This window comes from Thalassotalea sp. PS06 (assembly GCF_007197775.1).
Classification (GTDB): Bacteria; Pseudomonadota; Gammaproteobacteria; order Enterobacterales; family Alteromonadaceae; genus Thalassotalea_A.
Window position 1 is genome coordinate 1,297,674 of the sequence record NZ_CP041638.1, and the last position, 13,403, is coordinate 1,311,076.

At 44.3% G+C, this 13,403-nt stretch carries 10 protein-coding genes; 4 read left to right on the forward strand and 6 right to left on the reverse strand.

Annotated elements, in window-relative coordinates:
* Window positions 1–99: 99 nt before the first annotated feature.
* Complete coding sequence (locus FNC98_RS05690; protein ID WP_143580345.1) at window positions 100–927, reverse strand: MipA/OmpV family protein; 828 nt, start codon at window positions 925–927, stop codon at window positions 100–102.
* A gap of 647 nt (window positions 928–1,574) precedes the next feature.
* On the opposite strand from FNC98_RS05690, the gene FNC98_RS05695 reads away from it, so the two are divergent.
* The gene (locus tag FNC98_RS05695; protein WP_143580346.1) at window positions 1,575–1,979 is read left to right on the forward strand and encodes a hypothetical protein; all 405 of its coding nucleotides are present in this window, start codon (window positions 1,575–1,577) and stop codon (window positions 1,977–1,979) included.
* Window positions 1,980–2,612: 633 nt separating this feature from the next.
* Here FNC98_RS05695 and FNC98_RS05700 read toward each other — a convergent pair.
* From FNC98_RS05700 to FNC98_RS05720, 5 genes are all read right to left on the reverse strand, one after another.
* Complete coding sequence (locus tag FNC98_RS05700) at window positions 2,613–2,966, reverse strand: hypothetical protein (RefSeq protein ID WP_143580347.1); 354 nt, start codon at window positions 2,964–2,966, stop codon at window positions 2,613–2,615.
* A gap of 178 nt (window positions 2,967–3,144) precedes the next feature.
* Window positions 3,145–3,627 carry a methylated-DNA--[protein]-cysteine S-methyltransferase gene (locus tag FNC98_RS05705; RefSeq protein ID WP_143580348.1) on the reverse strand — a complete coding sequence of 161 codons (483 nt, stop codon included), beginning with the start codon at window positions 3,625–3,627 and terminating at the stop codon, window positions 3,145–3,147.
* A gap of 35 nt (window positions 3,628–3,662) precedes the next feature.
* On the reverse strand, window positions 3,663–5,201 hold the full coding sequence (locus tag FNC98_RS05710) for a DNA-3-methyladenine glycosylase 2 family protein (protein ID WP_143580349.1): 1,539 nt from the start codon (window positions 5,199–5,201) through the stop codon (window positions 3,663–3,665).
* Window positions 5,202–5,571: 370 nt separating this feature from the next.
* A complete protein-coding gene (locus FNC98_RS05715; protein WP_143580350.1) occupies window positions 5,572–6,132 on the reverse strand; it encodes a DUF882 domain-containing protein in 561 nt (186 codons plus the stop codon).
* A 368-nt stretch (window positions 6,133–6,500) separates the two neighbouring features.
* The gene (locus FNC98_RS05720; protein WP_143580351.1) at window positions 6,501–7,136 is read right to left on the reverse strand and encodes a GDSL-type esterase/lipase family protein; all 636 of its coding nucleotides are present in this window, start codon (window positions 7,134–7,136) and stop codon (window positions 6,501–6,503) included.
* Between the two features lie 216 nt (window positions 7,137–7,352).
* Here FNC98_RS05720 and FNC98_RS05725 point away from each other — a divergent pair, with 216 nt between their 5' ends.
* The 3 genes from FNC98_RS05725 (at window position 7,353) to FNC98_RS05735 (ending at window position 13,261) form a co-directional block, all read left to right on the forward strand.
* Window positions 7,353–10,013 (forward strand): TonB-dependent receptor, encoded by a 2,661-nt coding sequence (locus FNC98_RS05725; RefSeq protein WP_143580352.1) that lies wholly within the window; start codon window positions 7,353–7,355, stop codon window positions 10,011–10,013.
* An 84-nt stretch (window positions 10,014–10,097) separates the two neighbouring features.
* A complete protein-coding gene (locus FNC98_RS05730; protein WP_143580353.1) occupies window positions 10,098–10,361 on the forward strand; it encodes a hypothetical protein in 264 nt (87 codons plus the stop codon).
* Between the two features lie 233 nt (window positions 10,362–10,594).
* Complete coding sequence (locus FNC98_RS05735) at window positions 10,595–13,261, forward strand: TonB-dependent receptor (RefSeq protein WP_260680492.1); 2,667 nt, start codon at window positions 10,595–10,597, stop codon at window positions 13,259–13,261.
* The last annotated feature ends 142 nt before the right edge of the window (window positions 13,262–13,403 follow it).

Below are 13,403 nucleotides of genomic sequence, written 5' to 3' on the forward strand. Positions count from 1 at the left end.
TTTAAAGTGGAATTCAAATTTCACATAATCAGCCCAACAGAGGTTCGCTTGAACCTCTTCCTTAATTCTGAGCTGCACAAAGACTAAATTGAATTGGTTTTAGAATATATAGATAAACCCAAGCCCTACTTCCGCTTCATAGTCGCTACGCGCGATCGGGCTATCTTTGATGTCGCCGCTGTAATGCTCATAAACGGCCTCGCCAAAAATCTGCCAGTTGTCGTTTATGTAGTGGCGATAATTGTAATTAAATCCAATTGAGCGAAAACCTCCGTTTAAATCCGTCTGTTCCAGGCCAGATGCAATCGATTGCTCAGCGTCTATACCAAAGTCTTTATTCGCATAATCGCTGTCATGAAATACCACCGCGATAGCGATTTCATGGCCGCTGCCATCGATTTGGTCACCCAAACGACGTCCGATGCCAAAAAGGCCAAGATTTCCATTCTCACCGGCCACTATCCGGCCATCCAGCCAATATCGCCAATCGGCACCAAATGCACGACGAGCTTGTAATACCAGCTCTAAACCTTCCTCTCCTTCGCCTAGACCATCCAATCGGCCATCGTCGGAATCACCTTCTTCACGCCCCTCTTCGAACGCCAATAGTGCCTCGAAAAGCCAGATCTCAGAACGCAACCCTCGCCATCCAAGAGCTTCACCTGCCCAGTAAAAAATATTATCGCCACTTCGCCATTGCACGGCGCCCGCAGGATCGATTTCGAATTCGTATTCGTCCGAGCCTTCGTACGCAGACTCGTATTCAACACCTAAACCTAGCCCAAAAGCCCAGCCATCCTCTCCCTGAGTGAAATCCTCGAGGGAAGGCAATGGCACCAAAGCTGCGTTGTCATCTTGTGCTATTGCTGGTTGAAAGGTAAATAAATTTGCAGACACTGCAAGAAGTAAAACGTTGACGTTTTTCATAGGACCCCCCCGCCTGAGGTATTGAGGCAGAGCACTGCCCCCCTGTAGTTGATACGAGGATAAGTATACGCTAAGTTTTTGAATCGAGATTAGCACCTGTGTTCTTTTTAAAAACCATTGCAGAATATCAGCTAACCCTTTCCAAGCCCATTTTCTATGAACCGTTGATATCGCGCTTTTTCTAGAACTGGGTTTGACGTTAACCTATTGAAAAAGTTAATGTGTATATTCAATGAACCCGATGTTTTGAGTCACCATTTTGTTCGTTGAAAGCACTAGGTCACCGTAATACAACAAAGGGATTATCGAGTTGATAGCAGGACTAGCTATATATGCGTTATTTGCCGGATTTGTTTTTCATAAACGCAGCGTTTACACGCGTCTGGTTGGCGTTGGCATTCTAACTTATCTCCTGTTTTTGGCTTTTTTAACCGTTGATGTTTACTACCAGCAAACGTACGAGCCTGAAATGATATTGTTCACCTTCGTTGAGGCAACACTTGCAAATTTTATCCTAGTGCCCGTATCGTTTTGTATTAGTTCTCTAATTTTGTACATCAAATCAACGATTTTTAGTTGCAGCTTGTAATTAAACACAAGTGTTTTACTGGTGCATCGTGGTTATTGTTTTTGAGTTGAGGAAGTAAATGGAAAAAAGATTTAATGGATTAAGGCTCACCCCACGTTCAATTAAAATTCTAATCGTTATCATTGCTCTCGCAGCGGCTCTGCATATTGGATTTGAATTATCTCAATGGTTGTCGGTGGTACTTGCGGTTGCAGCAGTGTCTATCTTGATTGGGACTTTTATCTTAAGTAAGTACCCTGCATATTATAGGTTTCTGGAGTCTTTAGGAAACGAGTTATCTTACATCGAATTTGATCGACAAGAGCCAGTCGTCTCGGTAGTACCGTTCAATAACCATTCTTTGAGCTGCTTTGCGAGGATAGAAGATGAAAATTTATTGTTTGGTAAGCCCGGACATTATCGTGTTATCAGCTTGCACCAAATTGATAAGTTTGAGTTTATTGAACCTCCCACTTTCTTTTAATAATACGCCGTCATCCCGCACTTGATGCGGGACCTCCTATCGCGTGCTGTGATCCTATTTATTTCAACTTCTTAACTAAAGAGCTAAGTAAACAAGTATCAGTAAAACGAAGGGAGGTCCCCTGTCGGAGCAGGGGATGACGGTGTAAATAAATGGGGTAGCGTATGACTCTGGCTGGCACTTTAGAGACATTCGGCTCTAGCCAAGATTCCCTGTAGTATCAGGGAATGACGCAAGGGTTTTTACTTCCACCTTCCACCAGTGAAGCTTACCTCACTCAAAACGACGTGTACCAGGAGCTGATGAAATCAGCGTGCTCGGAGTGACGTCTGTTTGTCACGTGCTAGGAACAATCTTTGATTGTGTACTCGCAGTGACGTTTTCTGTCACGCACTCGAAGTATCGTTTACTATACGTACTAAGGGAGTTCCAACTCCCGTTCCTGGCACTTCAGAGACATTCGGCTCTAGCTAAGATTCCCTGTAGTATCAGGGAATGACGCAAGGGTTTTTGCTTTTTACTCGAAGCGACGTTTTGTGTCGCGTACCCGGAACAATCTTTGATTGTGTACTCGCAGTGACGTTTTCTGTCACGCACTCGAAGTATCGTTTACGATACGTACTCAGCGAGTCTCTACTCCCGTTTAGCCCGATATTGCCCTTGCGCTGCCATCATGTGTGCAGCGAAGCGTTTATGTTTACTATCGTTGAGCCATTCTACCGGAATAATTTCTCGGGCCAGCGCCGCTTCAAAAATACGAATAGGGTAGGCGCCATAATAGGTTTTGGTGGCTTTGATATGGGTTTCGTTATTTGGCGTTAACTCGCAGCGTGATTCGATAAGCTTCTGTTCAATGGTCTCTAGAACCTGCGGCTTTACCTCAACATTTAACCAATCGATAAATCCATTGTATTGTCGGGCCTGAATGAGTTTCCAAACCATAAAGGCGATGATTGCCAGCCCCAGGCTAACCAGTACTGCTTCCATTTTGATCTTATCTAAGTTATCTAATCGAGCGTTTCAATGTGAAAAGATGATAACAAAATTAGTATGCAGAGTGGAGAATTCAGTGATTAGAAAAAGTATAAAGAATAACTGCCGTCTGCGAGCGGCCTTAGCCGCGCTCCGCATTCTGAATCTGCGAAGTTACGCCAGATGATTTTGGTTACTTCGCTTTAAATTCGGCACCCTCTAGCGAGAGTAATTTTGCCTTTAAATCCAATCCACCGGCATAGCCGGTAAGCGTTTTATTGGCGCCGATGACGCGGTGACAGGGAATGATGATGGCAATTTTATTTGCGCCATTTGCTGTGCCCACGGCGCGAACGGCTTTCGGGTTATCAATGCTGTTTGCCAGCTCACCATAACTGCTGGTTTTGCCAAATGGTATTTTCTGTAGCGCTTGCCAAACCTGTTTTTGAAATTGAGTGCCAACTGGCGCCAGTTTGATATCGAATTCAGTGCGCTTGCCGTCAAAGTACTCGGTCAATTGTTCACATACCTGAGTAAATTTTTCCGGCGCATGTTGATACTCAGCCTTGATGTCGATAGGTACATTACCTTGTTGAAAACTCAGTTCCGTAAGCCCTTGCTCATTGGCCAGCAACGCAATATCGCCAAATTTACTGGTAAAAACATGATAATACATAGTTTTTGCTCTTTTAATTGTCTCTGTTATCTCTATTAATTACTAAGCGAGTGCCACAAATAAATGGCCGCATAGGCACGCCACGGGCGCCATTTTTCTGCGCTTTCTAAAATCTCTTTTTTCTTCGGTCTTACCCCGTCAACCGCAAGCGCCTTAATGATCCCCAGATCTTCGGCCGGAAACGCATCGACAACGCCGACACCACGCATCGCAATATAATGAGCAGTCCAGGGGCCAATACCTTTTTGCTGGCACAATAAATCGACGAACTTTTCAAAATCTACCTGTGGGTTAAACCAATGCTGATGTTGCTGGTAAAAGCGTAGCCAGTCGAGCAAGGTGGTTTGGCGTGTGGTGGTAATGCCAAGATCCTGAAAATCCTTCAGCTCAGCAGAATTGCCGAAACACTGAGCCATCACCGAATCAATCGTCGGAAACAGGTTATCGACTTTAGCGTTTAGACTGTCCGGTAATGTCACCGGTGTGCCAAATCGATTGGCAATCCTGCCAGCAAGGGTTGTCGCCGCTTTAACGGTGATCTGCTGGCCAAGGATGGCACGAATGGTAAATTCAAAAATGTCCCAACAACCGGGAAGACGCAGTCCTGGATTGTCAGCCACAATCGTTGCAAGCCGTTTGTCACTACTTAGCGTTTTGCGAATTCGCTCAAGATCACAGTCTAAATCGAACATATGTCTTACCCGGCGCACGACCTTATCTAATACCGAGTAATCAGTGAGGTAAATTTCTAAATTCAGAGCATTGATATTGAGGTTTTCACCACTGGCATTGGTTACCTTAAACCAGCCGCTAATGCCGTCAATTTCTATACTGCGTTGATAACTGTTGTCGTCAACATATTCAACCCCGGGAATTTGCCGTCCTCTTAAAAATGACAGCATCAGTGGCCAGTTCAACTCCCCTTGATAATTGAGTCGATAGTCAAAGCTTTGGGTATTATCCACCGGTCGATTTTTTTGTTCACGAAGTTCTATCGGGCTGCAACCATATTGGCTTTTTATATGTTGATTAAAACTGCGGAGGTTATTAAAACCACTTAAATAAGCAACGTCAGTAACCGATAAATTCGAACCAATCAGATATTTGCGACCAATAATTCCGCGCTGTTGATTGATAAAAGCTTTAGGTGTCATGCCCAGGGCGTCCTGACATTGACGTTGTAATTGCCGTTCACTGATGTGAAGTGATCTGGCAAGGTCTTTAACCTTAATACCCGGATCACCTTTAACCTGCTTCAGCATGGATGATAATGTCGAGTGCCGAGATTGAGGTGCTAATTCGGGACGACAGCGTTTGCAGGGACGGTATCCCTGATGTTCAGCCTGTGCGGCACTGAAGTAATAGCGGACGTTTTCTTCTTTTGGGGAACGGGCAGGGCAGATTGGTCGACAGTAGATACCAGTACTTAAAACGGCGGTATAAAACTGGCCATCAAAACGTTCATCGCGACTCATTCGAGCGCGATGACACACCTCAGGATCAATTACCGTAAAGTCAAATTGCTCTGAGGGTTCCGAATCAGTATGTGTATCGTCAGTTCGAGGACGATTCATAATCCACCATACTAAAAAAAGCTAATATATGGTCAACCAAGTGACCCTATACCAATCCCACTAAGTTTGTGCACAACTCAGAGTTAGGGCCGAGGTTCATTTGCAACATAGATTTTATTGATATAGTCATTCTATATTAATGAAATATAGGGCAGTAAATGGGCCTCTCACTAACTCCCTACGGGTGAGTTTTAAAGGCGTTTATCCCGCGTTACTGATTTTGACAATGGAATAACCATTCTCTGCAATCAAAGCCTTGTCTAAAAGCCTTTAAATTCTCACTGAGTGAGCAATAATTTAATGGGATTGGTATTATTGTATGGCATCACATTTTAGATTACCTGCAAAAACCCGACATTATAGTGAAAAATTACCAGCTACGAACCCGACCCGTATCGATATGGATGAATCCAGAATCCGGGTAATAGCCAACGCCACCAAGCTTCAAGGCCTTTGCGGTATCACGCAGCAAGGCTAAATCAACGCCGGGGATAGCAAAATCCATCGCCATGCCGCGCATGTGATAGCTTTTCTTGGCAACACCTGTACTTTTACCGGCCAGCATCGCATTGGTTTTCGGCGAGCGGTAACCGGAAATAATATGGATTTCTTTGTCCAGGCCTAACTTTTCACAGATGGCATGGAGAAAATCGAACAGTTTCGGATCCAGACTTGCCACTTCCTGTTGACGATGATCGCGCAGGTGATGGTCAAATGATGCCAAAACCTGTTTGTTATATTGACCATTTTGCCAAAATACACCCTGAACTTTTTCTTGGGTATGACGATTATAAAATCGCAGGGCTTTACCATTACCAGTAATGATATTGGCATACGCTTTGTTGCTCATTAATGGCGCCGTAACACCCAGTAGCGCAATGCCACCAAGTCCACGGATAAAATTTCGACGATTTTTAGAAACAGTGCTCATATAACCTCACTTTGGCTGATACTGAATAGAGAAAACAGGAGATTCAGTAAGAGTGTGGAGAAAGGTTAAGATTTCTTTAAAAAGACATCAATAGGTCGATAATTAACCATTGCTATGTATTGTTAACAATGTCTCTAACATCATGTTTTACAATGATTAATCGCGGAGAAATATTGTTTACATCTTTGTAACAAGCAAGGATAAAAAATGCACTATTTACATTTTATTACCCTGGGATTACAGGCTGTTTACATATAAGCCTTGTACTTATATAAGCTTTGATGGGTTTTTCAGGAGAGTCTTGTGAAAGTAATAGAAAGCAAGTTGAGCGCGAAACTAAATTTTAATTACGCGCTCATTTTCTATGTTTACAACGCCCCGTGGTCCTGCAATAACTCGTGGGCTCGAGCGGCAAGTTGGTAATAACCCTGCTGGTTAAAGTGAACGCTGTCTGATTTTAACTCTGGAGAGCGTAACATCGAGGCGATTATTTCATCTTCAAAAATTAAATCGTGTTTGTCGGCTAATTCCTGATAAAAGTCGGCACTGTCAGAGAAAAGGCTCTTCTTTGGCACCCCGAACAATACAACCTCAATACCCCTTGCTTTCGCGAGCTGAATCATCTGATCGAGGTTTTGCTTAGTTTGATTCAAGTCCATATTTCTCAAAATATCATTGCCACCTTCAATCAGTATCATCAAGTCTACCGATTCGGTATCCAGGATTTGCGGCAAGCGCGCCAGGCCATCCTCAGTGACTTCCCCGGAAATACCGGCGTTTATCACATTCAATCCCGTTAATTGTTGTAACACCGTTGGGTAACTCTGTGCAGCTGGCACACCTTTACCTGCGGTCAGGCTGTCGCCAAAAGCGAGAATCGTGGCATCGTTATCCAGAGCACTGAGCTGTGGGCCTCCACAACCAAAGGTAAGTAAAGCGAAAAGGCATACAGTTGCAAAATGAGAGATGCGTTTGCAGAGAGAGAAGTTATTTAATTTAATCATTTTTTTACGGCTTTTAATGGCATGGAATGTCGTTGAAATTGTGGGGAAAATTAACGAACGTTAGACAAATTTTGCAAAAAGATAACAAAAATTGCTTTGCCTTGATACTCCCTTGTGATATCAATAAATCAGTTGCAAGGGTTGCGACTCACTAAAACTTAACCTTTTTGAACCTAATAAACGCTAAATATAACAATAATTTATTGGGGAAAATAAGTGTCTCTTACAATCAACTCAGGGAAATCTGGCGCTAGATTTCGCAAAAAGCTAATCGCACAGACAGTGGCTGCTTCACTGGCTGCGGCATCATTCACCTCATTGGCCGCTGAGCAGTCAGAGCCTGAAGAAGACATTGATGACGTTATCGTTGTTACTGCGCAAAAACGTGTGCAAAACGTCATGAAAGTTCCTGTCACTGTAGATAGCGTTTCATCGGATACGATAGAAGAGTCCGGTTCGATTCTATTACAGGATATTGATAAATTTATCCCGGGATTTGATTTTTCCGAAGGTACGATGACTCAGGCTGGGGTTACCATTCGTGGTGTTTCCAGTCCGAACATCAGTGTCGGCCTCGACCCATCTTCGGCAACCTTCTTTGATGACGTTTATATGCCACGCGCGGCACAAAACGTATTGTTCTCTGACATGCAACGTATTGAGGTACTGAAAGGTCCACAAGGTACGCTGTTTGGTAAGAATGCGGCGATGGGTGTTGTGAACATGATCCCGAATGCGCCTCAGGAAGATTTCGAAGGTTTTATCAAAGGCACCTTTGGTACTGATAACCTGGTACGTATCGAAGGCATGATCAACTTTGAATTGATGGAAGATGTTTATTTTCGAGCCAATTTCCTAACCAATGAACAGGATGGATTCGTTGAAAACGTTGCTCGCCCGGAATGGAATGAAGGAACAAAAATTTGGGAGCTGGGGGCGGAAAACCACGATGCTGCTCGCGCCGCAATTAAATGGCAGGTAAGCGATAGCACCGATGTCACTTTCTCCTTTGACTGGGATGATCTTGAGCAAGCGCCACCGATGGCCATTGGTTTGAGTCCATATGCCTGGGAAAATCCTAACGATGGCGTTCCGGGTAATATCGACCCATTCGCCGATAAAGCAGAAAACGATGTTCGCAACGGTGTCGAAGGTCGTGATATGACCGCGTACACCCTGAAAATTAACCATGAGTTTGATGAAAACTGGTCAATGAAGCTGGTAACAAGTTACCGTGAGTGGGAAACGGTTAACCGCCAGGATGAAGACGGTACCGCACAAATCACTCGTTATCTGGATACGTCGAACAACGAAAAATCCGATATTTTCTATAACGAATTACAGTTTAACTATGTTGGTGAAAAACTAAGTTACGTTGGTGGTGTTACCTATTCAAAAGAAGACGTTTACCAGGAAACTGAAATCAACGTTACAACCGACACTGTTGCCCGCCTTGTTACCGGCGATTTGAATGGTCAGGTAAAACAGGTTGTTGGTGGTGAAGTACTGAATGGCTTGCAACAAGCTGGCTTAATCGATATGGCTATGGGCGATGTTGATACCGCCGCAGCCATCTATGCCTGTAGCTTACAGGGACTTGACCCATCTAATTGTATCGGTCAGGTGACCTTTAATGACGTTGTCGATCAGGCTTATGCCGATTCTGGTCTAGAAATGGACCACCTGTGGAATGCGGATGAGTGGGCCAATGTGCTCTCTGCATTTGGTATTGATGCGAGTCCTGAGTTTGTCATGGGTACCGGGGATTTAACCTATGATCTGGCGTCGCAGATGTTTGGCGAGCCTCTGATTTTTGGTCCTAGTTTTGCCGGCATGTTCTGGTCTGAAAACTTTATCAATACCGGTGATTTCACCAGTTATGGTATTTATTCCGATTTCGATTATCAGTTCACCGATAAATGGAATGCCTTCTTTGGCCTTCGTTATACCCGTGACGATAAAGAATTTACCTGGGAAATTACTGAAACGGAATTTGCTGAGGAACGTCCTGGGGTGCGCAACATCCTGTTCCCATCTGTACCTATGTTTGGCGCCGACGAATCCTGGAATGAGCTAACAGGTCGTATCGGTACGGGTTACCAGATCACCGATGATCACATGGTGTTCGCATCATACGCGACGGGTTACAAAGCCGGTGGTTATGATTCATTAAACATTTCCAGCGCGACCATGCCGTTTGAGCCGGAAGAAGTTAAAAACCTTGAGATTGGTTATAAAGGGGTTCTTGCTGATAGCTTAAGAACGACACTTGCCTTCTACCACACCATTTTGGATGGCAGACAGCGCAGTATCGAATCTAAGCCTCCGGGTCAGAATCAGGCACTACCTACGGTTGTTAACGAGGATCTTGAGCTAAATGGTATTGAGGTAACTCTTGAGTGGGAAATCATCGATGGCATGATTTTAGGCGCGGTTACCGATTATCGTGAGACAGACCAGGAATCTGAAGCGTTCTACAATGCCGTGGGTGAGCTTATCCCGGCGATGACCATTTCTGGTGAGTCCAGCGTTAACTATACCATTACCTATGACTGGATGATGGATATCGGTCTTGGCGATACCCGTTTACACATCGATTATGTATTCGCAGAAAACACCCGTGTGTTTGAAGTTGGCCAACCTGCCTTTGTGGAAAATATCCCGAACTACTACGATGACCGTCAGGACTTAAACGCACGTTTATCCTGGGCCAGTGAAAACGAGAACTGGGAACTTGCCATCTGGGGTAAGAACCTGTTGGACAATCGCTATGTGGAAGGCAGCTTAGGTGGACGTACCGCGGATGTACTAGGTACGCCATACGTTACCATCAACAGAGGTTTAGAGGCCGGTGTTGAGGTTAAGTACGGTTTTTAACTGTCACTGACTAACCCGAAAACTAAACCAAATCGAATAGCGAAGAGTATGACCTCATATTCTTCGCTTTTTTTTACACGGTTTATGACAGCTGATTTCATTCAACGATTCAACATCTCTGTTTTTACCAACCCATTACTGTTGATTATCACTGGCTGTTTCATTGCAACTACGGTTGCTAATTTTGTTGGTATGGATGCTGGCAGTGATTTTGTGCGCGGCTTACCGGTTAGAGAAATTGCCCTGATGACTGGTGGACTCAGCATGCTTTACGGCGCAGTGGATTTATTGACAGTAATTTATCGGCAGATTCTTGGTTACCTAATTAATCGACAAAATTGTCGATAAGTCATTGAAATGCATTGTGCGTTTTTTGCTCGATCAGCGCGGTTTTTGACATCTTGCCAACAAAATCCCCTATAAATTCACAAATATTACTTTCTGTTCCGACCCGCTTGTGATATCAATACGCCTAGCTGCAAGGGGTGCAGCTCACTAAAATTTAGCCTTCAAGAACCTGATAATGCTTTTTGTGAATGCAAAAGCGAACCGAATATAAAAACAATTATTGGGGAAATGAAGTGTCCTTAACACTAAACTCAGGGAAATCTGGCGCAAGATTTCGAAAAAAACTTATTGCTCAGACAGTGGCAACTTCACTGGCTGCGGCCTCTTTTACCGCATTTGCGGCTGAACAAAACGAACCAGAAGAAGACATTAATGACGTAATCGTCGTTACTGCGCAAAAGCGTGTACAGAATGTCATGAAAGTTCCGGTTACCGTTGGTTCAGTATCCTCTGACACTATCGAAGAATCTGGCTCGATTCTTTTGAAAGATATCGATAAATTCATTCCGGGATTCGACTTTTCTGAAGGTAGTATGACTCAGGCGGGTGTAACCATTCGTGGTATCTCCAGCCCAAATATTTCCGTAGGTCAGGACCCGTCTTCTGCAACCTTCTTTGATGACGTATACATGCCGCGTGCCGCACAAAACGTGCTGTTCTCCGATATGCAACGTATCGAGGTACTGAAAGGGCCACAAGGTACGTTATTTGGTAAAAACGCGGCAATGGGTGTTGTTAACATGATCCCAAATGCGCCGCAGGAAGATTTTGAAGGTTTCGTTAAAGGTACATTTGGTACCGATAACCTGGTTCGTATCGAAGGTATGATCAACTTCGAATTGGTTGAAGACGTATACGTGCGTGCAAACTTCTTAACCAACGAACAAGACGGATTTATCGAAAACGTTGCCCGTCCAGAATGGAACGAAGGTACGAAAATCTGGGATATTGGTGCAGAAAACCATGATGCAGCGCGTGTTGCCATCAAATGGCAGGTAAGCGATCGTACGGATGTTACTTTCTCATACGATTGGGATGACCTGGATCAGGCTCCTCCAATGGCTATCGGTTTAAGCCCTTATGCATATGACGAAAACCCGGGTGACGGCGTTCCAGGTAACTTCAACCCATTCCCGGATAAAGTTGAAAACGATTTACGTAATGGTCAGGAAGGTCGTGATATGACGGCTTACACCCTGAAAGTAAATCACGAATTTGACCAGTACTGGTCAATGAAGTTGGTATCCAGCTACCGTGAGTGGCAAACCGTAAACCGCGGTGAAGAGGACGGTACGGCCGATATCACCCGTTATCTTGATACGTCAAACAACGAAGATTCCAATATTTTCTATAACGAATTGCAGTTTAACTACACCGGTGACAAGTTAAGTTACGTGGGTGGTTTCACGTATTCAAAAGAAGACGTTTGGCAGGAATCTGAAATCAACGTTACTACCGATACCGTAGCTCGTCTTGTAACCCAAGACCTTAACGGTCAGGTTAAACAAGTTGTTGGTGGACAAGTACTTTCTGGCCTTGAACAGGCGGGTTTATTGGCAATGACAGGCGGTGATGTTGACGCTGCGGCGGCAATCTATGCGTGTAATCTGCAAGGTGCTCCGGATCCAACCGCTTGTATCGGTCAAATCAGCTTCTCTGATGTTGTTGATCAAGCCTACGCTGATTCTGGTTTAGAAATGGATCACCTATGGAACGCCGATGAGTGGGCAAACGTGTTGTCTGCTTTTGGTATGGACGCGAGTGCTGGTTTTGTAGCTGCAACAGGCGATTTAACCTATGACTTAGCAGCGCAAATGTTTGGTGAGCCTAGAATTTTCGGCCCTAGCTTTGGTGGTATGTTCTGGTCAGAGAATTTTGTAAATACCGGTGAATTCACCAGTTACGGTGTTTATTCTGATTTCGATTATCAGTTTACTGATAAATGGAATGCTTTCTTTGGTTTACGTTATACCCGTGATGACAAAAAGTTCACCTGGGAAATTACCGAAACAGAATTTGCTCAGGAACGTCCGGGTGTAACGAATATCCTGTTCCCGGCAGTACCTATGTTCGGCGCGGAAGATTCCTGGAACGAGTTAACTGGCCGAATCGGTACCGGTTACCAGATTAACGATGATCACATGGTATTTGCCTCTTATGCGACAGGCTACAAGGCCGGTGGTTATGATTCTCTGAATATCTCAAGTGCCGCACAGCCATTTGAGCCAGAAGAAGTTAACAACCTGGAGATTGGTTATAAGGGCGTACTAGCGGATAGCTTACGTACCACGTTAGCTTTCTACCACACCATCCTTGATGGCAGACAACGTAGCGTTGAATCTAAGCCTCCAGGCCAAAACCAGGCATTGCCTACGGTTGTTAACGAAGATCTTGAGCTTAATGGTGTGGAAATCACCCTTGAGTGGGAAATCGTTGATGGCATGGTATTTGGTGCGGTAACTGATTATCGTGAAACCGATCAGGACTCTGAAGCTTTCTACAATGCGGTTGGTGAGCTGATCCCTGCAATGACTATCTCTGGTGAGTCTAGCGTAAACTACACCCTGACTTATGACTGGATGATGGACATTGGCCTTGGTGATACCCGTTTACACATCGATTATGTGTTTGCAGAAAACACTCGTGTATTTGAAGTAGGTCAGCCAGCGTTTGTTGAAGACATTCCAAATTACTTCGATGACCGTAAAGATCTTAACGCACGTATTTCCTGGGCGAGTGAAGACGAAGACTGGGAATTGGCTATCTGGGGTAAAAACCTGCTAGATAACCGTTATGTTGAAGGTAGCTTAGGCGGTCGTACTGCTGATGTACTAGGTACGCCATACGTTACCGTAAACCGTGGTTTAGAAGCCGGCGTAGAAGTTAAATACGGCTTCTAATCAAGTCAGATTTAAGCTTTTGAAAAGCGGGTGATGAGCACCCGCTTTTTTTTATACCTTAAAAACATGTCAAAATAGGCTGTCGGCAGTGAATTGTTATGATCCTGTAGTTCTTTGATTTCCTTTGTTTATTGTGGTTTAT